Source organism: Hydrogenophaga sp. FG152 (assembly GCF_057809615.1).
This window is the reverse complement of the sequence record NZ_JBMDKH010000001.1, coordinates 328,659-352,316: the sequence shown is the minus strand read 5'-3', so window position 1 is coordinate 352,316 and position 23,658 is coordinate 328,659. Positions and strand designations below refer to the sequence as shown.

General features: G+C 68.6%; 19 protein-coding genes. 6 read left to right on the top strand and 13 right to left on the bottom strand.

Annotated elements, in window-relative coordinates; all coding sequences use genetic code 11:
* Positions 1–95: 95 nt before the first annotated feature.
* From ACODTB_RS01700 to ACODTB_RS01690, 3 genes are read right to left on the bottom strand one after another with little or no spacing between them, the layout of a single operon-like run.
* Positions 96–1,637, bottom strand: a complete 1,542-nt coding sequence (locus tag ACODTB_RS01700; RefSeq protein ID WP_291116201.1) for an efflux transporter outer membrane subunit — start codon at positions 1,635–1,637, stop codon at positions 96–98.
* 1 nt (position 1,638) lies between these two features.
* Positions 1,639–4,803, bottom strand: a complete 3,165-nt coding sequence (locus tag ACODTB_RS01695; protein ID WP_291116198.1) for an efflux RND transporter permease subunit — start codon at positions 4,801–4,803, stop codon at positions 1,639–1,641.
* Between the two features lie 12 nt (positions 4,804–4,815).
* On the bottom strand, positions 4,816–6,090 hold the full coding sequence (locus ACODTB_RS01690; protein WP_291116195.1) for an efflux RND transporter periplasmic adaptor subunit: 1,275 nt from the start codon (positions 6,088–6,090) through the stop codon (positions 4,816–4,818).
* A gap of 155 nt (positions 6,091–6,245) precedes the next feature.
* Here ACODTB_RS01690 and ACODTB_RS01685 point away from each other — a divergent pair, with 155 nt between their 5' ends.
* On the top strand, positions 6,246–6,926 hold the full coding sequence (locus tag ACODTB_RS01685) for a TetR family transcriptional regulator (RefSeq protein WP_291116193.1): 681 nt from the start codon (positions 6,246–6,248) through the stop codon (positions 6,924–6,926).
* Here the strand turns inward: ACODTB_RS01685 and ACODTB_RS01680 are convergent.
* The 8 genes from ACODTB_RS01680 to ACODTB_RS01645 form a co-directional block, all read right to left on the bottom strand.
* A complete protein-coding gene (locus ACODTB_RS01680; protein WP_488929084.1) occupies positions 6,923–8,035 on the bottom strand; it encodes an MFS transporter in 1,113 nt (370 codons plus the stop codon). The two genes, ACODTB_RS01685 and ACODTB_RS01680, sit on opposite strands and share 4 nt — an antisense overlap.
* A gap of 62 nt (positions 8,036–8,097) precedes the next feature.
* The gene (locus ACODTB_RS01675; RefSeq protein ID WP_291116188.1) at positions 8,098–9,486 is read right to left on the bottom strand and encodes a DNA recombination protein RmuC; all 1,389 of its coding nucleotides are present in this window, start codon (positions 9,484–9,486) and stop codon (positions 8,098–8,100) included.
* An 8-nt stretch (positions 9,487–9,494) separates the two neighbouring features.
* Positions 9,495–10,484: a 2-hydroxyacid dehydrogenase gene (locus ACODTB_RS01670; protein ID WP_291116186.1), complete on the bottom strand. Its 990-nt coding sequence runs from the start codon at positions 10,482–10,484 to the stop codon at positions 9,495–9,497.
* A 22-nt stretch (positions 10,485–10,506) separates the two neighbouring features.
* Positions 10,507–11,919, bottom strand: a complete 1,413-nt coding sequence (locus ACODTB_RS01665; protein WP_291116184.1) for a sodium:proton antiporter — start codon at positions 11,917–11,919, stop codon at positions 10,507–10,509.
* Between the two features lie 39 nt (positions 11,920–11,958).
* The gene (locus ACODTB_RS01660; protein ID WP_291116182.1) at positions 11,959–12,306 is read right to left on the bottom strand and encodes an FKBP-type peptidyl-prolyl cis-trans isomerase; all 348 of its coding nucleotides are present in this window, start codon (positions 12,304–12,306) and stop codon (positions 11,959–11,961) included.
* Between the two features lie 40 nt (positions 12,307–12,346).
* A complete protein-coding gene (locus ACODTB_RS01655) occupies positions 12,347–13,069 on the bottom strand; it encodes a nitroreductase (RefSeq protein WP_291116180.1) in 723 nt (240 codons plus the stop codon).
* Positions 13,066–13,518 carry an acyl-CoA thioesterase gene (locus ACODTB_RS01650; RefSeq protein WP_291116178.1) on the bottom strand — a complete coding sequence of 151 codons (453 nt, stop codon included), beginning with the start codon at positions 13,516–13,518 and terminating at the stop codon, positions 13,066–13,068. Before ACODTB_RS01650 ends, ACODTB_RS01655 begins: the two co-directional genes overlap by 4 nt.
* A complete protein-coding gene (locus tag ACODTB_RS01645; protein WP_291116176.1) occupies positions 13,515–14,492 on the bottom strand; it encodes a histone deacetylase family protein in 978 nt (325 codons plus the stop codon). The genes ACODTB_RS01650 and ACODTB_RS01645 overlap by 4 nt, the downstream gene beginning before the upstream one ends.
* Positions 14,493–14,756: 264 nt before the next feature.
* Here ACODTB_RS01645 and ACODTB_RS01640 point away from each other — a divergent pair, with 264 nt between their 5' ends.
* Positions 14,757–15,299, top strand: a complete 543-nt coding sequence (locus ACODTB_RS01640; protein ID WP_204733310.1) for a phasin family protein — start codon at positions 14,757–14,759, stop codon at positions 15,297–15,299.
* A gap of 204 nt (positions 15,300–15,503) precedes the next feature.
* On the opposite strand, the gene ACODTB_RS01635 is transcribed toward ACODTB_RS01640, so the two are convergent.
* Positions 15,504–16,439, bottom strand: coding sequence for a patatin-like phospholipase family protein (locus ACODTB_RS01635; RefSeq protein ID WP_488929067.1), 936 nt, complete (start codon positions 16,437–16,439; stop codon positions 15,504–15,506).
* 107 nt (positions 16,440–16,546) lie between these two features.
* On the opposite strand from ACODTB_RS01635, the gene ACODTB_RS01630 reads away from it, so the two are divergent.
* Entirely contained in the window at positions 16,547–17,602 is a 1,056-nt protein-coding gene (locus tag ACODTB_RS01630) for an extracellular solute-binding protein (RefSeq protein ID WP_488929066.1), read from the top strand.
* Positions 17,603–17,753: 151 nt separating this feature from the next.
* Here the strand turns inward: ACODTB_RS01630 and ppk2 are convergent, their stop codons facing one another.
* Positions 17,754–18,662 carry a polyphosphate kinase 2 gene (gene ppk2 / locus ACODTB_RS01625; protein ID WP_291121955.1) on the bottom strand — a complete coding sequence of 303 codons (909 nt, stop codon included), beginning with the start codon at positions 18,660–18,662 and terminating at the stop codon, positions 17,754–17,756.
* A 139-nt stretch (positions 18,663–18,801) separates the two neighbouring features.
* On the opposite strand from ppk2, the gene ACODTB_RS01620 reads away from it, so the two are divergent.
* The 3 genes from ACODTB_RS01620 (at position 18,802) to dnaG (ending at position 23,538) form a co-directional block, all read left to right on the top strand.
* The gene (locus ACODTB_RS01620; RefSeq protein ID WP_382156785.1) at positions 18,802–19,560 is read left to right on the top strand and encodes a 3-hydroxyacyl-CoA dehydrogenase; all 759 of its coding nucleotides are present in this window, start codon (positions 18,802–18,804) and stop codon (positions 19,558–19,560) included.
* A gap of 119 nt (positions 19,561–19,679) precedes the next feature.
* A complete protein-coding gene (locus ACODTB_RS01615) occupies positions 19,680–21,515 on the top strand; it encodes a gamma-glutamyltransferase family protein (protein WP_488929065.1) in 1,836 nt (611 codons plus the stop codon).
* Between the two features lie 31 nt (positions 21,516–21,546).
* Positions 21,547–23,538, top strand: coding sequence for a DNA primase (dnaG, locus tag ACODTB_RS01610; RefSeq protein WP_488929064.1), 1,992 nt, complete (start codon positions 21,547–21,549; stop codon positions 23,536–23,538).
* Positions 23,539–23,658: the final 120 nt, after the last annotated feature.

The window sequence follows — 23,658 nt, the reverse complement described above, 5'->3', positions numbered from 1 at the left end:
GCGGTGAACCCTCCAGAAACGCCGAGGAACCGGCTTCGCCGGGCCTCAGGCGTTGTCCCCCTTTCAGGGGGAGGCCGCGTCAGCGGCGCAGGGGGTCATTCCTGCTGCCAGCCGCCGCCCAGGGCCTTGTACAAGTTCACCTGGTTCTGCTGTTGTGCCAGGCGCGTCTGCGCCAGCGCCTGCTGGGTGGCGAACAGCGAGCGCTGTGCGTCCAGCACGTCGAGGAAGCTCGCCACGCCATTGCGGTAGCGCAGCTCGGCCAGGCGGAAGCGCTCGGCCTCGGCCGTGGCCTGCACCTGCTGCGCGCTGAGCTGGTCGCCCAGCGTCGCGCTGCCGGCCAGCGCATCGGCCACTTCGCGGAACGCGGTCTGGATCGCCTTTTCGTACTGGGCCACCGCGATCTCACGCCCGGCGTTGGACGAGTCCAGGTTGGCGCGGTTGCGCCCCGCATCGAAGATCGGCAGCAAGGCCTGCGGCGCCATCGTGAAGCCCCAGGAACCGTCCTTGAACAGGCCCGAGAGGCTGCTGCTGGCCGTGCCGGCCGACGCGGTGAGCGAGATGCGCGGGAAGAACGCGGCGCGCGCGGCGCCGATGTTGGCGTTGGCGGCAATCAGCTGCTGCTCGGCCTGGCGGATGTCCGGGCGGCGCGTGAGCAGGTCCGACGGCAGGCCGGCCGGCACGTCGCGCAGCATGGAGGCGGCGGGCACGGGCGCGGTCGGCACGGCCACCTCGTTGGCATTGGCGCTCTGCGTGGGCACGGTCGGCGGCACGGGCAGCAGCTCGGCCGGGGGCGCCTGGCCCACCAGCAGCGTGAGGGCGTTGATGTCCAGCGCGCGCAGGCGGCGCTGCTGCGCCAGCGCGGACTGGGCCGCGGCGGTCAGCGACTCGGCCTGGCGCAGGTCCAGCGCGGAGGTGGCACCGTTGTCGAAGCGCAGCTTGCTCAGGCGCAGCGAATCCTCGCGCGTGGCCACGGTGCGCTCGGTCAGCACCAGCAGCTCGTCGTTGGCCTGCAGGCTCAGCCAGGTGCTGGCGACAGCCGCCACCAGGCTGGTCTGCGCGGCGTGGCGCGCTTCCTGGCTCGCAAGGTACTGGGCCAGGGCCGCTTCCTTCAGCGCGCCGAGGCGGCCGAAGAAATCGATCTCCCAGCTGCTCAGGGCCAGGCCCACGCTGTAGACGCTGGTGATGCCACCGGTGCCGTCGGGTTGGCGGTTGCCGGTGGCGGCCAGGCCGATGGTCGGGAACTGGTCGGCGCGGCGGATCTGGTACTGAGCACGCACCTGCTCGATGTTGAGCGTGGCCACGCGCAGGTCGCGGTTGTTCTGCAGCGCCAGCGCGATCAACTCGCGCAGCTTGGCGTCACCGATGAACTCGCGCCAGGCAACGTCGGCGCCCGACTTGGCATCGACCGAAGCAGCCGGCTGAGGCCCCGGAAACTGCGAGGCCACCGGCGCCTCGGGGCGCTCGTACTTGGGAATGAACGAGCAGGCACCGAGCGCAGCAGCAGCCAGCAGCGTCAAGCCGAGGCGCGACAAGCGCCGAGACGAAACATCCAGAGCACCGGCGGAACTGGCTTCGCCAGGCCGCACGATGCGCCCCCTCGAGGGGGTGCCGCCGGAGGCGGCGCGGGGGTGGGTCATGTCATACATCGATTTGCACTCCTGGGCCATGGTGGGCGGCCGCTTGTTCGGCATCCCGCTGGTGCTGGCGTTCGCTGCCCTTGAACAGGGTGCGAACCACCACAAAGAAGATCGGCACGAAGATCACCGCCAGCACGGTGCCGGTGAGCATGCCGCCGATCACGCCGGTACCGATCGCGCGCTGGCTGGCCGAGCCGGCGCCCGAGGCGATCGCCAGCGGCAGCACGCCCAGCGTGAACGCCATCGAGGTCATGATGATGGGGCGGAACCGGATGTGGGCCGCTTCCAGCGCCGCCGCGATCACGCTCTTGCCTTGCGCCTGCAGGTCCTTGGCGAACTCGATGATCAGAATCGCGTTCTTCGCCGAGAGGCCGATGATGGTGATCAGCCCCACCTGGAAGTACACGTCGTTCGAGTAGTCGCGCATCAACGTGGCCAGCAGCACCCCGAGCACGCCCAGCGGCACCACCAGAATCACCGACAGCGGAATGGTCCAGCTCTCGTACAGCGCGGCCAGGCAGAGGAACACGGCCAGGATGGCGAAGGCGTACAGGATGACGGCCTGCGAGCCGGCGAGCTTTTCCTCGCGCGTCTGGCCGGTCCACTCGTAGCCGATGCCTTGCGGCAACTGGGCCGCGAGCTTTTCCATCTCGGCGATGGCCGCACCCGTGCTCATGCCGGGGGCGGCGCTGCCACTGATGCGCACGGACGGGTAGCCGTTGTAGCGCACCGTCTGCATCGGGCCGGTGATCCATTTCGTGGTGGCGAAGGCCGACAGCGGCACCGCCTGGCCCTTGTTGTTCACCACGTTCAGGCGCAACAGGTCTTCCGGCTGCATGCGGGCCGGCGCATCGGCCTGCACCACCACGCGCTGAAGGCGGCCGGCGTTGGGGAAATCGTTGACGTAGCTCGATCCGAGCGAGGTGCCGATGGCGGCATTGATCACGTCGAAGCCCACGCCCAGGGCGTTGGCCTTGTCGCGGTCGATGTCGATCTGCAGCTGCGGCGCGTCTTCCAGGCCGTCCGGGCGCACCTGGGTGATCACCTTGCTCTGCGAGGCCATGCCCAGCAGCTGGTTGCGCGCGCTCATCAGGGCGTCGCGGCCCAGACCGCCCCGGTCCTGCAGACGGAAGCTGAAGCCGGACGAGGCCCCCAGTTCGGGAATGGGTGGCGGGCTCAGCGGGTAGATGAACGCATCGCGGATGCCCGAGAGCGCGCCGAAGGCCCGCCCGGCCACCGCCTCGGCCGAACTGCCGGGCTCGGTGCGCTCAGCCCAGTCCTTGAGCGTCACGAACGCCAGCGCGGCGTTCTGGCCCTGGCCGGAGAAGCTGAAGCCCAGCACGCCCACCATGCTTTCCACTTCGGGCTGCTGCAGGATGTAGCCTTCCACCTGCTTCATCACGTCCAGCGTGCGCTCCTGCGTGGCGCCCGGCGGCAGCTGCACGTTCACCAGCAGCGTGCCCTGGTCTTCATTGGGCAGGAACGAGGTCGGCAGGCGCATGTAGACCACGGCCGCGGCGGCGATGATGGCCACGTAGATGATCAGCGTGCGACCGGCGCGCGGCAGCAGCGCCGCCACGCCTCGCTCGTAGCGTTTGGCCGTGCGCGAGAAGCCGCGGTTGAACCAGCCGAAGAAGCCCTTCTTCTCGTGGTGGTGGCCGGCCTCGACCGGCTTGAGCAGCGTCGCGCACAGCGCGGGCGTGAGCGACAGGGCCAGGAAGGCCGAGAACGCGATCGACACGCCCATCACCGCCGAGAACTGGCGGTAGATGTTGCCCACCGAGCCGGCGAAGAAGGCCAGCGGCACGAACACCGAGATCAGCACCACGGTCACGCCGACGATGGCGCCGGAGATCTGCGACATCGCCTTGCGGGTCGCCTGCAGGGGTGGCAGCCCCTCCTCGCTCATGATGCGCTCGACGTTCTCCACCACCACGATGGCGTCGTCCACCACGATGCCGATCACCAGCACCATGCCGAACATGGTCAGCACGTTGATGGAGAAGCCCATGGCCAGCAGGGCCCCGAAGGTGCCCAGCAGGGCCACCGGCACGACGATGGTCGGGATGATGGTGTAGCGGATGTTCTGCAGGAACAGGAACATCACCAGGAACACCAGCAGCATGGCCTCACCCAGGGTCTGGGCCACCTGCGTGATGGAGATCTTCACGAAGCGCGAGCTGTCGTAGGGGATCGACCATTTCATGCCGGTGGGGAAGAAGCGCTCGAGTTCGTGCATCTTGGTGCGCACCGCCTCGGCCGTGGCCAGGGCGTTGCCACTGGGCGAGAGCTGCACGCCAACGCCCACCGCAGGCTTGCCGCTCAGGCGCGCCGACGTGGCGTACGCCTGGCCACCGAGTTCGATGCGGGCCACGTCCTTGAGGCGCACCGTGGCGCCGTCGGCGCTGGCGCGCAGCACGATGTTGCCGAACTGCTCGACGCTGCCGAGCTGGCCGTTGACCACCACGGTGGCCGCGATGCTCTGGCCGGCCACGTTGGGCAGCGCACCGATTTCACCGGCCGAGACCTGCGCGTTCTGCGCGCGGATGGCGTTGTTGACGTCGGACGCACTCAGGTTGAAGCCGAGCAGCTTGGCCGGGTCGATCCAGATGCGCATGGCGCGCTCGGAGCCGAACAGCTGGGCCTGGCCCACACCGGGCAGGCGCTGCAGCTCGGGCACCACGCTGCGCGCGGCGTAGTCGCCCAGCGCCACGGGGTCCAGCGCCGGATCGTCGCTCGAGAGCATGGCGAACAGCAGGAAGTTGCTGTTGGACTTGTCCACCCGCACACCCTGCTGCGTGACCGCCGAAGGCAGGCGCGGCGTGGCCCGGGACAAGCGGTTCTGCACGTCCACCTGCGCCAGTTCCGGGTTGGTGCCGGTCTCGAAGCTCAGCGTGATGCTGCCGCTGCCATCGGCCTGAGCCACCGATTCCATGTAGATCAGGCCGGGCGCGCCGTTCATCTCGCGCTCGATCACCGACAGCACGCTGTCCTCCAGCGTGGCGGCCGAGGCGCCTGGGTAGGCGGTGTTGATGACGATGGCCGGCGGGGCCACAGGTGGGTACTGCGCGATCGGCAGCTGCGTGATCGACACGCCGCCGAGCACCATGATGAAGAGCGCGATCACCCACGCGAAGATGGGTCGGTCAATGAAGAATTTCGCCATGTCGGGCGCTCCTTACTTCGCGGCCTCGGGCGCCGGGGCTGCGGCGGCCGGGGCTGGAGCCGGCGCGCTGCCTGGCGCCTGCCAGGGCACGGCCTTCACGGGCGTGCCGGGCGGCATCATCTGGAGCTTCTGGAAGCCATCGACCATGATCTGTTCGCCGGCCTTCACGCCGTCGAGGATGACCCACTGGCCGTTCTGCTGACCGCCCACCTTCACCTGGCGCGGCGAGATCTTGCCGTCGGCGCCGACCACCGAGACGGTGTCGCCCTGCGCCGAGCGCGTCACGGCCTGCTGGGGCAGCGTGATCGCATTGCCGGCCTTGGCCTGCTCCAGGCGCACGCGCACATACAGACCCGGCAGCAGCGTGCCCTTGGGGTTGGGCACTTCGGCGCGCAGCGTCACCTGGCCGGTGGCGCTGTCCACCGTCAGGTCGGCGAACAGCAGGCGGCCGGGCTGTTCGTACACGGTGCCGTCTTCCAGCACCACCTGCACGGCCGCGGCTTGCGAGCCCGCTCCCTTGAGCTGGCCGTTGTCCATGGCCTTGCGCAGCTTGAACACCTCGGCGGCAGACTGCGTGAAGTTCACGTACATGGGGTTGATCTGCTGGATCACCGCCAGCTGCGTGGCCTCGCCCTGCCCGACCAGCGCGCCTTCGGTCACCAGCGCGCGGCCGATGCGGCCCGAAATGGGCGCCGTCACACGGGCATAGCCGAGGTTGATGTTGGCGGTCTGCACGGCCGCCTTGCCGGCCGCGACATCCGCCTCGGCCTGCTTCTGGGCCGCGACGGCGGAGGCGTATTCCTGCTGGCTGATGGCGTTTTCCTTCACCAGCGGCGCGTAGCGCTCGGCCAGCGCCGTGGCTTGCGTGAGGTTGGCCTGCGAGCGCGCCAGGCTGGCCTGGGCGCTTTGCAGGGCGGCCGAATACGGCGCGGGATCGATGCGGAACAGCGGCTGGCCCGCCTTCACGTCGCTGCCCTCGCGGAACAGGCGTTCCTGCAGGATGCCGGCCGCGCGGGCCCGCACCTGCGCCACGCGCGACGCTTCCAGGCGGCCCGGCAGTTCGGTCGTCAGGCCCACGTCGCCGGGGGCGACCGTGACCACGCCCACTTCGGGGGCAGGCATGCCACCACCCGGGGCGGCTGCTTGCGGGGGAGCGGACTCGCCGCAGGCGGCCAGCACCGCGGCCAATGCGAGGACGGACAGGCCACGCCACAACCGGGCCGGGGGCAAGGGGGCGAACCGGGTGCGCGAAACGGGCACTGACTTGATGAGGCTCAAGGCGGGCATGGGAGTCCTTGGGTATGAAAGAGGGTTGGCGCGCAACGGCAGGGAATACCCTGACGGGTTGTGCTGTCGCAAAACGGCGAAGTATACATACATCCAAGAATGTATGTATAGTCCTGCCCATGCCCACGGGCTTCCATTCTGGAGACACAAACACCATGGTTCGACGCACCAAAGCCGATGCGCTGGCCACCCGCCACAGCCTGCTGGATGCTGCCGAGCATCTGTTTCAGGAGCGAGGCGTCTCCCGCACCTCGCTCAACGACATTGCCACCGCCGCCGGCACCACGCGCGGCGCGATCTACTGGCACTTCAAGGACAAGGCCGACCTGTTCAACGCCATGATGGAGCGCGTGACCATGCCTCTGGAGGGCACGCTGGCCTGCACCGCGCGCACGGCGGACACCACCGCCAACCCCCTGCTCTCCCTGCGCGACTCGATCATGAACGCGCTCCAGCAGACCGCCAACGACGAACAGACCCGCCGGGTGTTCGAGGTCGCCACGCACAAGGTGGAGTACGTGGCCGAGATGCAGGCCGTGCGCGACCGCCATCTGCAGGTGCGCAACGAATGCATGGCCATGACCGAAGAGATCCTTCAGCAGGCGGTGCAGCGCGAAGGCATCCAGCTGCACATCCCGCTGGGCACCGCCGCGCTCGGCCTGCACGTGATCATCGACGGCCTGATCCAGAACTGGCTGCTCGACCCCGAGGCTTTTGATCTCGTGAAGAGCGGGCGCGACACGATGGACGTGTACCTCGCCGGGCTGGGCTTCACCCACCCCGCCGCGCGGGCCCCGCAACGCGCGGCCGCTCCGCGCAAGCTCGCGCCCGCCTAAGGCATGCGCTGAGGCGCCTCGGCCGAAGGCGCCGGCAGGCGCCAGGCCAGCGGCGAACCCAGGCCGACCACCGCGCCCACGAGCCAGAACACCGCGCCCACCCCGATCAGGGCGCCGGCCGAGCCGAACATCAGCGGCATCACCACGCTGGACCCGTTGATGGCCATGGCGCGCAGGCCCAGCGCTTCGCCGTGGCGGTGGTGCGGCGTCATCTGGTGCAGCGAACTCATGATCATGGGTTGCACCGATCCGAGCGCGAAACCCAGCAGCACCGAGAGCGTGCCCATGGCCCAGGCCGCGTGCACCATGGGATAGGCCGCGAACAGCAGCGCGGTGGCCAGCATGGCCGTGCCGATCACCACCGACTCGCGCAGGTGCGAGGCCAGCCACGGCAGGAGCAGGCGGATCGCGGTGGCGGCCAGGGCGAAGGCGCCGAGGATGGTGCCGATCACGGTCGCACTCAGGCCGCGCTCGTGGCCCAGCACCGGCACCAGGAAGGTGTGCACATCCCAGCAGGACGACAGCATCCAGTTGATCATCATCAGCTGGCGAAAGCCCTTGTCCTTCAACAAATTCCACGACGAGCCGCTGGCCTGGCGCAACTCGGGTGCCACCGGCTCGTGCTCGACGGTGTGCCGCACGCCGTACCAGGCCAGCGAGGGCAGCAGCGCGAGCAGCAGGAAGGCGGCGCGAAAGCCGAAGCTGTCGATCATCAAGCCCGCCAGAAAGGGCCCCAGGAAGTTGGAGATCGACGGGCCGATGGCCATCCAGCTGAACACCTGCTTGAGCTCCGTCGGCCCGTGGGCCAGCCGGCCCACGTGGCGCTGCAGGGCGATCATGGCCATGCCCGTGCCCGCCCCGCAGGTCAAAGCGGTCAGGCACAGCATGGGGAACACGGGAAAGGCCACCGACAGCGCCGCGCCGGCCGAGGCCACCCCCACCGAGAGCATCACCGGTTTGCGCAGGCCGCGCCGGTCGGCGTAGCGCCCCGCGGGCAAGGCCATGAAAACGGGTGCCAGCGCGAACAGGGCCAGCAACACGCCCACGGCCACCGGGCTGTAGCCCTCGCGCAGCGCCATGAGCGGAGCGGCCATGCGAAACCCCGTCATGCACGCATGCAGGCAGATCTGCGCCGCGATGAGGCGCCAGAGGACGGATCGGAGCTGGGGGTTCAAGCGTCTCCGTTGTCGGTGGGGTCCAGCGGCAGCAGCGCGCTGGCCTGGTCCTGCGGCAAGGCTTCCACCGCCTTGAGCGCGCGGCCCATGGCGCGGCTGCGCGTCTCGGCGCTGTCCAGCGTGTTGAGCACGGTCTGCGTCTGGCTCTTCACGCGCGCGAGCACGTCGCCGAACTTGCCGAACTCGGTCTTGACCGCGCCCAGCACCTGCCAGACTTCGCTGGAGCGCTTTTCCAGCGCCAGCGTGCGAAAGCCCATCTGCAGCGAGTTGAGCATGGCCATGAGCGTGGTGGGCCCGGCCAGGGTCACGCGGTGCTCGCGCTGCAGCACTTCCATCAGCCCCGGTCGGCGCAGCACCTCGGCGTACAGGCCTTCGGTGGGCAGGAACAGGATGGCGAAGTCGGTCGTGTGCGGCGGCTGCAGGTACTTGTCGGCCATGGACTTCGCTTCGAGCCGGATGCGCTGCTCCAGCCCACGCGCGGCCAGGTCGGCGCCTTCGACGTCGGCGCGCTGCTGCGCATCGAGCAGGCGCTCGTAGTCCTCGTTGGGAAATTTGGCGTCGATCGGCAACCAGCAAGGCGCGCCATCTTCGCTGCGGCCGGGCATCTTGATCGCGAAGTCCACCGTGAAGCGGCTGCCCGGCTTGGTCATCACCTGCACGGCGTACTGGTCGGGCGCGAACACCTGTTCGAGCAACGCGGCCAGCTGGGCTTCGCCGAACATGCCGCGCGTCTTCACGTTGGTCAGCAGGTGCTTGAGGTCGCCCACGCCCTGCGCCAGCGTCTGCATTTCGCCCAGGCCCTTGTGCACCTGCTCCAGGCGGTCGGCCACCTGCTTGAAGCTCTCGCCCAGGCGCGCCTGCAGCGTGCTCTGCAGTTTCTCATCGACCGTGGCGCGCATTTCATCGAGCTTGGCGGCGTTGTTCTGCTGCAGTTGCGCGAGCTGCGCGTCCAGCGTGGTGCGGATCTCGGCCAGGCGCCGCGCGTTGCCTTCGCTCATGTCCTGCAGCTGGCGCGTGAGCGTATCGCCCAGTGTGCCGCGCAGTTGCACGAGTTGCAGGGCGAAGGCGTCGAGCTGGGCGTTCTGCGTGCGCGTGGCCTCGGCCTCCTGGCGCGAAAGGGTTTCCTGGAAGGTGGCCAGGGTCTGCTGCATCTCCTGGCGCCCGCCGCGCGACTGCTCGCCGATCTCGCGCCGCAGTTCGCTTTCCACCCGCTCCACGCGCTGGCTCACCTGCTGCCCCTGCAGCTGCAGCTGGTCGAGCAGGCGCTGGCGGTGCGCGAGCTCCTGGGCATCCACCGGCGCACGGCGCAGCAGCAGCCACAGGCCGAGCGCGAGGTTGAGCGCCACCCCGATCAGCAGCAGCCAGAGAAGCAGGTCGTTGCTCATCGTGTCGTTCAACGCGTGCCCGCCACTTCGGGGTTGAGCGGCGTGAGGGTCTTGCCCTGCGTGAGGTAGGCGATCACGTTGTCGGCCGCCAGGTGCGCCATGGCCTTGCGGGTGGTGATGGTGGCGCTGGCGATGTGCGGCGTGAGCACGATGTTGGGCACGGTGAGCAGGTCGGGATGCACCTTGGGCTCGCCCTCGTACACGTCCAGCCCTGCAGCGGCGATGCGCTTCTCGCGCAGCGCCACGGCCAGCGCCGCGTCGTCCACGATGCCGCCGCGCGCGATGTTGACCAGCGTCGCCGTGGGTTTCATCTGCGCGATCTCGGCCGCGCCGATGGCGTGGTGCGACGCCGCGCTGTAAGGCAGCACGAGGATGAGGTGGTCGGCCGTCTTCAGCAGCTCATCCTTGCTCACGTAGCTGGCCTTGCATTCGGCTTCCGTCGCCGCGTCGAGCCGCGAACGGTTGTGGTAGATCACCTTCATGCCGAAACCGTGCGCGCCGCGCCGCGCGATGGCCTGGCCGATGCGGCCCATGCCGAGGATGCCCAGCGTGCTGCCGTTCACCTCGGCGCCAGCGAACATGTCCAGGGCCCAGCGGTTCCACTGGCCAGCGCGCAGGAAATGCTCGCTCTCGGTGAGGCGGCGCGCCGTGGCCAGCAGCAGCGCGAACCCGAAATCGGCGGTGGTTTCGGTCAGCACGTCGGGCGTGTTGCTCGCCAGCACGCCGCCGGCGGTGATGGCCGGCAGGTCGAAGTTGTTGTACCCCACCGCGATGTTGGCCACGATCTTGAGTTGCGGGCAGGCCGCGATCAGGGCCGCGTCCACGCGCTCGCTGCCGGTGGTGATCACGCCCACCTTGCCTTGCAGGCGCTCGATCAGCTGGGCCGGCGCCAGCGGTGCGTCGTCTTCATTGGTGTCCACATCGAAGTGCTGCCGCAGCTTGTCCACCACCTCGGGGAAGACTTGGCGGGCGACGAGGATGGCGGGGCGGGAGGTCATGGCGGGAGGCTCCTTCAAGGGGTCAGACAAACCAGATCCAGGTCATCAGCGCGAACAGCGGCACCAGGATGCCGACCGACCAGAGCATGTAACCGAAAAAGCTGGGCATGCGGATGCCGCGGTCTTCGGCGATCGCCTTGACCATCAGGTTGGGCGCGTTGCCGATGTAGGTGTTGGCGCCCATGAACACGGCACCGGCGGAGATGGCGACCAGCGTGGGCGCCATGGCGGTCATCAGCACCTGCGGATCGCCGCCGGCCGTGTTGAAGAACACCAGGTAGGTGGGTGCGTTGTCGAGGAAGGAACTCAGGGCGCCGGTGGCCCAGAAGTACATGGCCGGATTGGGCGAGCCGTCCGCATTCGTCACCGCCTTGACCACCGCGCCGAACGGGCCGTCGACACCGGCCTTGAGCATGGCGATCACCGGGATGATGGTGAGGAAGATCGCGGCGAACAACTTGGCCACTTCCTGCATCGGCCCCCAGGCGAACTGGTTGCTTTCGTGCACGCTGGATGGTGTCAGCCTGAGCGAGATGAGCGTGACCCCGATCAGCCCGACGTCGCGCAACAGGCCCGGCAGGCCGACGTCGGTGCCCGCGATGTGGAACACCACGGACGACTTCCACAGGCCGCTCATGAGCACGAGCGCCACGACCACGCCCAGCAGAGCGAAGTTGAAGCCGCCGTCGAAGCCCAGGCGCGCGGTGTCGGGCGTGGGGTCCTGCGGCTGGATCTCTTCACGGCGGTGGTAGTACCACCAGTCGATGGCGTAGAAGATCACCAGCAGCGCGCCGATGAGCGCCACGGTCTCCATCCACAGGTGAGCCATGGTCCAGAAGAAATCGATGCCCTTGAGAAACCCCAGGAACAGCGGCGGGTCACCCAGCGGCGTGAGCGAGCCGCCCGCATTGGAGACGATGAAGATGAAGAACACCACCACGTGCACCTGGTGCTTGCGGTTGTCGTTGGCGCGGATCAGCGGGCGGATCAGCAGCATCGACGCGCCGGTGGTGCCCATGAAGCTGGCGAGCACCGCGCCAATGGCCAGCAGGCCGGTGTTCAGGCCCGGGCTGCCATGCAGGTTGCCCCGCACGAAGATGCCGCCGGCCACCGTGAACAGCGCGGTCAGCAGCACGATGAACGGGATGTACTCGGCCAGCAGCGCGTGCACGACGCTGGTCCCAGCCAGGCCCGGGCCCGCCACGATCGCGAACGGCACGAGAAAGGCCAGTGCCCAGGCGGCCGATACCTTGCCGAAGTGGTGGTGCCAGAAAGCCGGTGCCAGCAGGGGCACCAGGGCAATGGAGAGCAGGACGCCCGCGAACGGCACGCCCCACCACACGGACAGCTGGCTGCCGTCGAGATCCGCGGCACGAGAAAGGCCAGGCAGCAGGGTGGCCGCCAGGCACAGCCGGCGCAGGGTGGGTGATGTCATGTTGTCTCCGGGGCGCCTTCGCTGGGCGCGAACAAGCGATCAGACGGCCAGCAGGTCCACTTCGAACAGCAGCGTGGCGTTGGGGGGGATCACGCCGCCGGCGCCGCGCGCGCCGTAGCCGAGCGCGGCCGGAATGACCAGGCGGCGCGTGCCGCCCACGGCCATGCCCTGCACGCCCTCGTCCCAGCCCTTGATGACGTGGCCGGCACCGAGCGGGAATTCGAACGGCTGGCCACGGTCCTTGCTGGAATCGAACTTGGCGCCCTGCACGCCGTCGTTGTAGAGCCAGCCGGTGTAGTGCACCTGCACGGGACGGCCGGCCTGGGCCACTTCGCCGTTGCCGACCAAGGTGTCTTCGTACTGCAGGCCGCTGGGGGTGGTGATCATGTTCTGTCCTTTGAAATGAGATGAAAAGTGGAAGCGGCGATTATTCCAGCCAGTGGGTGAAGCTCTCGACCGGCTCGCGTGGGGTGTAAAAGCCGTTGACCAAGTGGCTGGGGTCGGCATAGCCCAGGGCCATGCCGCAGACCAGCATTTCGTTCTCGCCGGCACCGATGTGCGGCAGGATGATCTTCGCGAAGCCGTTCCAGGCGGCCTGCGGGCAGGTGTGCAGACCGTGGCCGCGCGCAGCGATCATGAGCGTCTGCAGGAACATGCCGTAATCGACCAGCGAACCCCGGCCCATGATGCGGTCCACCGTGAACATCAGACCCACCGGGGCGTCGAACAGGCGGAAGTTGCGCTGGTGCTGCGCGTGCATCTTGTCCTTGTCGCCCTTGGTGATGCCCAGCAGCCCGTAGAGGCCCCAGCCGTTCTCGCGGCGGCGGTCGATGTAGGGGCTGACCCATTTCTCGGGGTAGTAGTCGTACTCCTCGCGGTACTCGGCGGCCAGCGCCGGGTCGGCCCGCAACGCGTCGTGCGCGGCGCAGACCTTCTCCACCAGGCTGTCGCGGCTGGCGCCCTGCAGCACGTACACCTTCCAGGGCTGGGTGTTGGTGCCCGAGGGCGAACGGCTGGCCAGCCGCAGCAGGTGCTCGATGGTCTCGCGCGGCACCGGATCGGGCAGGAAGGCCCGGGTGGACATGCGGCTGTTGATCGCGGCATCGACGCTGGCGGCATCGATCAGGGGCGACGCGGGGTTCTGGCTCATCGCAGGGTCTCCAAAGTCTTCTTGAGGATGTCGGGCAGCGGCACGGGCCGGCGGGTTTCGCGGTTCACGTACACGTGGACGAAGTGCCCGCAGGCCGCGGCGGTCTCTTCACCGTCGGCAAACAGGCCCACTTCGTAACGAACGCTGGAGCTGCCCAGGTGCGCCACGCGCAGGCCGGCCCACACGGTCTGGGGAAACGCCAGCGGCGCGAAGTAGTTGCACTGGGTCTCGATCACCAGGCCGATCACCTCGCCGCCGTGGATGTCGAGCGCGCCCTGCTCGATCAGGTGCGCATTGACCGCCGTGTCGAACCAGCTGTAGTACACCACGTTGTTCACATGGCCATAGATGTCGTTGTCGCTCCATCGCGTGCCGATGGGACGGAACACCCGGTAGGCGCTGCGGGGCAAGGCTTGCGGACGCGGAGGTGGGCTGCTGGCGGTGCTCATGCCGGGGCATTGTGCCAGTGGGTTGATCCGGCAACCGCCGCCGCCCCGCCGCGCCAGCGCTGCCAGTACTGCAGCGCGGTGCGGTAGGTGTTGACCTGCACCTGCACGGTCGCCTCCAGGTCGTGCCCGTAACCGCCGCCCATGGCGATGGCCAGCGGCAGGCGCTTCTGCCAGGCCCAGTCCATCACCCGGCGGTCGCGCGCCTCCAGGCCATCGAAGCTGAGCTTGAGGCGCCCGAGCCGGTCGCCCTCGTGCGGGTCCGCGCCGGCCAGGTACAGCACCAGGCCCGGGTCGAAGCGGCGCTCCAGTTCGCCCAGCGCCCGCTCCAGCGCGTCCGTGTAGGTGTCGTCGTCGCAGCCATCGGGCAGCTCGACGTCGAGGTCGCTGGGCTCCTTGCGGAAGGGGAAATTCCTCGCGCCGTGCAGCGACAGTGTGAACACCGACGCATCGTTGGCGAAGATGGACGCCGTGCCATTGCCCTGGTGCACGTCGAGGTCGATGATCGCGACCCGCAGCGGTCCCCGGGCGCGGTTCAGCCGCGCGTGCTCGGCCTGCATCAGGCGGGCCGCCACGGCGAAGTCGTTGAACACGCAGAAGCCGCTGCCTTTGTCGGCATAGGCGTGGTGCGTCCCGCCGGCCAGGTTCGCGGCCAGCCCGGCGCCGCCCAAGGCGCTGCGGCAGGCCTGCAAGGTTGCGCCCACCGAGCGGCGCGCCCGTTCGGCCATGGCCGGGCTCCAGGGAAAGCCGATCTCGCGCTGCGCCGCCGGGCTCAGCGTGCCACTGGCCACGGCCTCGATGTACGCCGGGGTGTGCACCAGGGCCAGCTCGCCGCGGCTCGCGGGCAAGGCCTCTTGCATCTGCACCTCGGGCAACTCGGCCACCAGCCGCTCGCGCAGGCGCGCGTACTTTCCCATGGGAAAGCGGTGCCCGCTGGGCAGCGGCAGGACAAAGTGGTCGGCGTAGTAGGCGTGCACGGAGGGGAGATCGGGGCGAGGATTCGGTCAGGCCGGGCCATTGTGGGCGCAGGACGATGCCGCAGTGCCACCAACGACTTTTAGAACACCGCATCTAGAATGCTGCAGCGCAACAAAAAGAGCTTGCACCTCCGCAGCATCTCCCTATAATTCGAGTCATGTTGCAGTGCAGCAAAGCGAACGAAAACAACAGCGTCCCGACAGCGCGGTGTTCTCAGCAGCCTTCAACTAAGCCCTTGTTTTACAAAGTTTAGGAGTATGAATATGTTGACCGCTGAACAAATCGTTGCCGCCCAGAAAGCCAACATCGAAACCCTTTTCGGCCTGACCCAGAAAGCCTTCGAAGGCGTGGAAAAGCTGGTCGATCTGAACGTGCAAGCCACCAAGGCTGCCCTGTCCGAATCCGCCAACAGCGCCCAGGCCCTGCTGAGCGTGAAGGACGCACAGGAACTGCTGTCGCTGCAAGCCAACCTGATGCAGCCCCTGGCCGAGAAGACCGTGGCCTACAGCCGCCACCTGTACGACATCGCCGCCGGCACCGGTGCCGAGTTCGGCAAGGCCGCTGAAGCCCAGGCCAGCGACACCCAGAAGAAGTTCCTGGCTGTCGTGGACAACGCCGCCAAGAACGCTCCCGCCGGTTCCGAAACCGCCGTGGCCGTGATGAAGAGCGCCGTTTCCGCCGCCAACAACGCCATGGAATCCGTCCAGAAGGCCGTCAAGCAAGCCACCGAAATGGCCGAAGCCAACTTCAACACCGTGACCGCCTCGGCCGTGAACGCGACCAAGACGGCCGCCAAGAAGCGCTAAGCAGCACAGCACCGCGATCGTGCCGTTGATCGGCCCGCTTGACACACGTCAAAACGGCCCCTCTAGTATCAAGTCACGGCGCGCTACCCCCTCAAAGGCAGCGCTTGAATCTCAGGTCTGTTTTTCTGGTTGTCTCCTCGGGTCCTTTTCGAAATTCGATTTCATCGGACCCCTTAAGCCCTCACTGCAAGGTGAGGGCTTTTTTTATGGCCGGTTGGCCGGCAGGCGCCGGGCCAGCTGGGTGCGCAGTTGCGGCAAGGCCGCCTGCATGGCGGCACGGCCCGCTTCGATGGCGCGCAGCCGCGCCGTGAAGTCCGCGCTGCCCACGCCCACCAGTGCCGGGCGCAGCACCACGTCGGCCCCCGCCAGTTCGTGGCGGTTGATGCTCTGTCCCATGATGGCGAAGGTCTGCAGCAGCACCTGCACGCTGCCGACCGCCGAATTGCCCTCGGGCGCGCTCGAAATGTCCACCGCCAGCACCACCTCGGCGCCCATGTCGCGGGCGTAGCGCACCGGAACCGGCGCCACCAGGCCGCCGTCCACATAGTCGCGCCCGGTGATGTTCACTGGCGCGAACACGCCCGGCACGGCACTGGAGGCGCGCACGGCCTGAGCCGCGTCGCCCCGGCGGAACAGCACACCCTGCCCGGTCGCCAGGTCGGTGGCCAGCACGCCCAGGGGAATGGACATGTTCTCCAGCAGCTTGCCGCCCACGGCCTGGCGCACGTAGCGCGTGAGCGCCTCGCCGCGCAGCATGCCCCGACCCATGATGGGCAGGGACCAGTCGGTCAGCGTCGCCTCTTCCATGCTGAGCGCCGTGGCTTCCAGCTCGGCGGCCGTCTTGCCGCTGGCATACATCGCGGCCACCATGCTCCCGGCGGAGGTGCCCACCACCAGATCGGGGCGGATGCCGTTCTGCTCCAGCACCTGGATGACGCCCACATGGGCAAAACCCCGCGCCGCGCCGCCACCCAGCGCCAACCCCAGGCGTGGTGCGCGCGTGGCCGCTTCGGGTGTCACGGGCGGGGGCGACACCGGGGGTGTTTCCGGCACGCGGACCGGCCCGCTGGAGCAGCCCGCGATCACCCCGACAAGCGCCAGAATCCATGCGACTTTACTTAAGCTTTTGTTAAGAACCATTCTCGTTTGTGTTAGCATGCACCGCGCAATTATCCCCTCGCGCCCCATCCCGATGGACGGTGCGCGCCGCTCCCCTCACCGTGCCAACCACCTCCAAGGAACACGTCATGACCCGATTCCCCAAACTCGCCATGATGGCCATCGCCATGGCCGCCACGCTGGGCGCCCACACCCAGATCCAGGCCCAGGACAAGGTGCTCAACTTGTATTCCGCCCGTCACTACCAGACCGACGAGGCCATGTACGAGACCTTCACCAAGACCACCGGCATCAAGATCAACCGCGTGGACGCGGACGACGCCGGCATCATCGCGCGCCTGCGCGCCGAGGGCGCGGCCTCCCCCGCCGACGTGATCATGCTGGTGGACGCCGCCCGCCTGGCCGTCGCCGACACGCAGGGCCTGTTCCAGCCGATCAAGTCGGCCAAGCTCGACGCCGCCATTCCCGCCAACCTGCGCGCCACGGCCACCGCCGACGGCGTCACCTGGACCGGCTTTTCCACCCGCGCCCGCGTGATCGTGTACGACCCGGCCCGCGTGAAGGCCGAAGACGTGGCCACCTACGAGCAGCTCGCCGACCCCAAGCTCAAGGGCATGGTCTGCACGCGCTCGGGTTCGCACCCCTACAACCTGTCGCTGTTCTCCACCATCGTGGAGCACCTGGGCGACCAGAAGGGCGAAGCCTGGCTCAAGGGCGTGGTGGACAACATGGCCCGCGCCCCCAAGGGCGGCGACACCGACCAGATCAAGGGCGTGGCCTCCGGCGAATGCGGCGTGGCCTTGACCAACACCTACTACCTCGCGCGCCTCATCAAGTCCGACAAGGCCGAAGACAAGGCCGTGGTGAACAAGGTGAAGGTGGTGTTCCCGAACCAGGCCACCAGCGGCACCCACGTGAACATCGCTGGCGCGGGTGTGGCCAAGCACGCCAAGAACCGCGACAACGCGATCGCCTTCATGGAATTCCTGTCCAGCCCTTATGCGCAGGACTACTTCGCCAACGGCAACAACGAGTTCCCCACGGTCAAGGGTCTGAAGGTCGAAAACCCCGCCATCAAGGCCATGGGCGGCGACAGCTTCAAGGCCGAGACCGTGCCCCTGGGTGTGGTGGCGAAGAACATGACCAAGGTTCAGCAGATGCTGGACCGCGTCGGCTATAAGTAAGAACACCCCCGCCGCGCTTCGCGCGCCCCCCCTCAAGGGGGCAACATCTGCGGACCGGCGAAGCCGGATCCGCGATGTTCTGGACTTGAGGCGCTTCGGCTAAAGAAAAAGCCCCCGTGTGAATGCATGGGGGCTTTTGCTTTTATGGCGGTCAATACACCTGGGGCACGTAGATCTCGCCAGGGACCTGGTGGCGCCGGTAACCCTCGTGTCGCACGCGCTCAGGCAGTGTGATGGTCTGGCGCTCCACCTCGCCGTAGGGCATCTGCCGCAGCAGGTGGTGGATGCAGTTGAGGCGGGCCTTTTTCTTGTCGTCGGCTTGCACCACCCACCACGGCGATTCGGGGATGTGGGTGCGCTCCAGCATCACTTCCTTGGCCTGGGTGTAGAGCTCCCAGCGGCGGCGGCTCTCCAGGTCCATGGGGCTGAGCTTCCACTGCTTGAGCGGGTCGTGGATGCGGCCCAGGAAGCGCAGGTGCTGTTCTTCGTCCGAGATCGAAAACCAGTATTTGATGAGCTGGATGCCCGAGCGCACCAGCATCTTCTCGAACTCGGGCACCGAGCGGAAGAACTCTTCGTATTGCTCGTCGCTGCAGAAGCCCATGACGCGCTCCACGCCGGCGCGGTTGTACCAGCTGCGGTCGAACAGCACCATCTCGCCCGCGGCGGGCAGGTGCGCGGCGTAGCGCTGGAAGTACCACTGCGTGCGCTCGCGGTCGTTGGGCGCGGGCAGCGCGGCCACGCGGCACACGCGCGGGTTCAGGCGCTGGGTGATGCGCTTGATCGCCCCACCCTTGCCGGCCGCGTCGCGGCCCTCGAACACGATCACCACCTTGTGCCCGGTGGCAACCACCCAGTCCTGCAGCTTCACCAGCTCGGCCTGCAGTCGGAACAGCTCGCGGAAGTAGGTGCGGCGCGCTTCCTTGTGTTTGGCCTCTTCATCGGCGTCCAGGGCCTGGTCCAGCACGCGGTCCTCGAGCTCCATCTCCAGCTCTTCGTCGTAACCGTCCATGAGGTCGGTGTGGATGCGGCGCATCAGCTCGTCCTGGCTGTCAAACATGTGGGCTCCATGATGGGAACAAAGCGCCCAGGCTAGGGCACCCGCGTGACAAGGGCGTGACACGGGCGTGTCGCATAATCCGGGTCCAATTGACGTTTACGTCAACGTCACATCCCTCTCATCACACAGGAGCACACCCATGGACATTCAAGGCAAGGTATTCATCGTCACCGGCGGCGCATCGGGGCTGGGCGAAGGCACGGCGCGCATGCTGGCGGCCAACGGCGGCAAGGTCGTGATCGCCGACATGCAGGCCGACAAGGGCGAGGCCGTGGCCAAGGAGATTGGCGGCGCGTTCGTGAAATGCGACGTGAGCAACGAGGCCGACGGCCAGGCGGTGGTGGCCAAGGCCCTGTCCCTGGGCAAGCTCATGGGCCTGGTGAACTGCGCCGGCATCGCCCCGGCCGAGAAGACCGTGGGCAAGAACGGCGCGCACAACCTGGGCGTGTACACCAAGACCATCATGGTCAACCTGGTGGGCAGCTTCAACATGATCCGACTGGCCGCCGAGGCCATGTGCAAGAACGAGCCCGAGGCCACCGGCGAGCGCGGCGTGATGATCTCCACCGCCAGCGTGGCGGCCTACGACGGCCAGATCGGCCAGGCGGCCTACGCGGCGTCCAAGGGCGGCATTGTCGGCATGACGCTGCCGATCGCGCGCGACCTGGCGCGCAACGGCGTGCGCAACATGACCATCGCCCCTGGCATCTTCGGCACGCCCATGCTGTTCGGCATGCCCAAGGAGGTGCAGGACGCGCTGGCCGCCGGCGTGCCTTTCCCCAGCCGCCTGGGCACCCCGGAGGATTACGCCAAGCTGGCCAAACACATCTTCGAGAACGACATGCTCAACGGCGAAGTGATCCGCCTGGACGGCGCGATCCGTCTCGCGCCGAAGTAAGCGGCGCCCCCGCCGCGGAAACGGCTTCTTACGCATCCGTGGACCGCTTCAGGCGGTCCACGGCCGTTTCCGGGTTACGGTTGCAGGCTCCCGCCACCGATCCACAAGGAGCCACGCCCATGAAACGCCTCGCCGGCCTCATTGCCTCGCTCGCCCTGCTGAGCGCTTGCGGCACCCCGTCCTCCCCCACACCTTCCTCCTCCTCCATCCAGCAACCCGAGGGCGCCTCGGGCCTCACGGTCAAGCCCGGCTGGGCCTTCGCGCGCCAGGCCGTGGCCGCGGCCAACCCGCTGGCCACCGAGGCCGGTGCGCGCATCCTGCGCGCAGGCGGCAGCGCGGTGGACGCGGCCATCGCCGTGCAGATGGTGCTCACGCTGGTGGAGCCGCAGTCCAGCGGCATCGGCGGCGGCGCCTTCCTGCTGCACCACGACGGGCGCCGCGTCCAGGCCTTCGATGGCCGCGAGACCGCGCCCGCCGGGGCGAACGAACAACTCTTCCTCGACGAACAGGGCAAGCCCCTGCCCTTCATGGTGGCCGTGGCAAGCGGCCGCTCGGTGGGCACGCCCGGCGCGGTGGCGATGCTCGCGCAGGCCCACCGCCAACACGGCAAGCTGCCCTGGGCGCGCCTGTTCGAGCCCGCCATCGCGCTGGCCGACCAGGGCTTCGCCGTCAGTCCGCGGCTGCACACCCTGCTCCTGTCCGAAACCGCGCTGAAGAACGACCCCGTCGCGGCCGCCTACTTCTACCGGCCCGACGGCCAGCCGCACCCCGTGGGCCATGTGCTGCGCAACCCCGAACTCGCGCAGGTGTTGAGGAACATCGCGGCCCAGGGCCCGATCGCCCTGCACGAAGGCCCGGTGGCCCAGGCCATCGTCAACAAGGTGCGGCAGCACCCGGTGCGACCCGGCAGCCTCAGCCTCGAAGACCTCCAGCGCTACCAGCCACGCGAGCGCGAAGCCCTGTGCCACGACCACACGGCCGCGCAGCGCGCCTTGCGCGTCTGCGGCTTCCCGCCACCCAGCTCGGGCGCCATCGCCGTCGGCCAGATTCTCGGCCTGCTCGCGCGCACGCCGCAGGCCCAGGAGCCGCTGGTGAAGCCCGCGATGGGCACCGCCCTGCCCTCGGCCGACTGGCTGCACAGCTACACCGAGGCCTCGCGCCTGGCGTTCGCCGACCGCGCGCAGTACGTGGCCGACCCGGACTTCGTCGCCGCCCCTGGTGGCCGCTGGAGCAGCCTGCTCGATGCGCGCTACCTGGACGAGCGCGCCCGCCTGATCAACCCGGACGCCCGCATGCCGCAGGCGCCCGCCGGCGTGCCGGGCGGCGTGCAGGTGGGCTGGGCGCCCATGCCGGAGCAGCCCGAGTACGGCACCAGCCACATCAGCATCGTGGACGCCTACGGCAATTCGCTGGCCATGACCACCACCATCGAGGCCGTCTTCGGCTCGCGCCTCATGGTCACCACCGACCCGAGCCGCCCGGGTGGTTTCCTGCTCAACAACGAACTCACCGACTTCAGCTTCGCGCCGCGCAACGCCCAGGGCCAAGCCATCGCCAACCGCGTCGAACCGGGCAAGCGGCCACGCTCCTCGATGTCGCCCACCCTGGTGTTCGACAAGGCCAGCGGCGAGCTGCTGATGAGCGCGGGCAGCCCCGGCGGCGCGCTCATCATCCACTTCACCGCCAAGACCCTGCACGGCACGCTGCAATGGGGCCTGTCACCGCAGGACGCGATCAACCTGCCCAACTTCGGCACCACCGGCGGGCCCCTGCTGCTGGAACAGACACGTTTTGCGACCGCCACCGTGGAGGCCCTGCGCCAGCGCGGCCACACGGTCGAGGAAGCGGACATGACCAGCGGCCTGCAGGCCCTGATGCGTAGCACGCAGCGCGGCCAGCGGGTGTGGCTGGGCGGGGCCGATCCCCGCCGCGAGGGCATCGTCGCCGGGGACTGAGCCGCCGGGGTGCATCGGTCAGAATACCCCGGTGGCCATCCCCCAGACCTTCATCCAGGAACTGCTCAACCGCGTGGACGTGGTCGACGTGGTGGGCCGCTACGTGCAGCTCAAGAAGGGCGGCGCCAACCTGATGGGCCTGTGCCCGTTCCATGGCGAAAAATCGCCCTCGTTCAGCGTCAGCCCGAGCAAACAGTTCTACCACTGCTTCGGCTGCGGGGCCAACGGCAACGCCATCGGTTTCCTGATGGAGCACGCCGGCATGAGCTTCATCGAGGCGGTGAAAGACCTCGCCCAGCAGGCCGGCATGCAGGTGCCGGAAGACGAGGCCTCGCCGCAGGACCGCGAGCGCGCCGCCCAGCAGCGCCAGAAGCAGGCCACGCTCACCGACGTGCTCGAGAAGGCCGCGCAGGCCTACGCCAAACAGCTCAAGGTCTCGCCGCGCGCCATCGACTACCTCAAGGGCCGCGGCCTCTCGGGCCAGATCGCCAAGACCTTCGGCCTGGGCTACGCACCCGAGGGCTGGCGCGCCCTGGCCAGCGTGTTCCCCGACTACCAGGCACCCCTGCTGGTCGAGTCGGGCATGGTGATCGAGCACGAGGACGAAAAAGGCGCCGATGGCCAGGCCAAGCGCTACGACCGCTTCCGCGACCGGATCATGTTCCCGATCCGCAACGTCAAGGGTGAGTGCATCGGCTTTGGCGGGCGCGTGCTCGACAAGGGCGAGCCCAAGTACCTCAACTCGCCCGAAACGCCGGTGTTCAGCAAGGGCCGCGAGCTCTACGGCCTGTTCGAGGGCCGCACCGCCATCCGCGTGGCCGGCTACGCCCTGGTCACCGAAGGCTACATGGACGTGGTCGCGCTGGCCCAGCTCGGTTTCGCCAACGCCGTGGCCACGCTGGGCACGGCCTGCACGCCCGACCACGTGCAAAAGCTGTTCCGATTCACCGACGCCGTGGTCTTCAGCTTCGACGGCGACGGCGCCGGCCGGCGCGCCGCGCGCAAGGCGCTCGATGCCGCCCTGCCCCTGGCCACCGACACGCGCAGCGTCAAGTTCCTGTTCCTGCCGGCCGAACACGACCCGGACAGCTTCATCCGCGCCAACGGCGAGGCGGCGTTCGCGCAGTGCGTGAAGGAAGCCGTGCCGCTGTCGCGCTTCCTGGTCGAATCCGCCGGTGCCGACTGCGACCTCAGCACCGCCGAAGGCCGCGCGCGCATGGCCAGCCAGGCGCGACCGCTCTGGAGCGCCCTGCCCGACGGCGCGCTCAGGCGCCAGCTCATCGGCGAACTCGCCGCCGGCATCGGCATCGGCAGCCCGGACCTGCTGCAGCTCTGGCAGCAGACCGGCGGCGGCCCGCGCAAGCCCCGCGCCGCCAGCCCGGCGCCCGCGCAGCCGGGGCACGACGCCGGTTACGACGGCGGCGGAGCCAGCGCGGCCTACACCTCGGACCCGGGCTACGACAGCGGCGCCAGCGGCGGTTACAGCGGTGGCGGCTACGGCGGCGGCAAACCCTACGGCGGCGGCAACAAGGGCTTCGGCAAGTGGCGCAAAGGCCCGCCGCCCCCGCCCCGAATGCTCGGCACGCGCCGCGCGGGGGGCAGCCGGGCCGACCGCGCGGTGGGCCTGCTGCTGGCCAGCCCGCAGGCCTGGGACACGCTCTCGGCCGACGACCACGCCCTGCTGGCCCACCTGCCCGCGCCCCACGGCCCGGTGTTCGTCTGGCTGGAAGCCCAGCTGCACGAGCACGGGCACCAGCCCTGGGCCGCGGTGCGCGAGGCCCTGCGCGGCCACGAACACGAAACCTTTGCCTGCCTTCAGGTCGAGCAGGCGACCCTGGGCGGCGACCCGAGCGCCGAGCTGTCCGAGCTGAACGACGTGATGCACCGCCTGCGCCGCGACGGGCTGGTGGAGCAGGCTCGCCAGCTGGCCGAGCGCGTGGCCGCGGGGGATGCGAGCGCCATGGAAGACTACAAACGCGTCAACGCCCAGCTGCAGGCCCTCCAGAGCGACACGCCCGCCTGACAAAAAAACGCTGTCAGCGGTATAATCCAAGGTTTTGCACCGCAAGCGCGACAGCAGCACCTCCGGCACCGGCCCGGCCCCAGCAAGGGGCTAGATGGAACACCTTCCTGGCCACCTCGG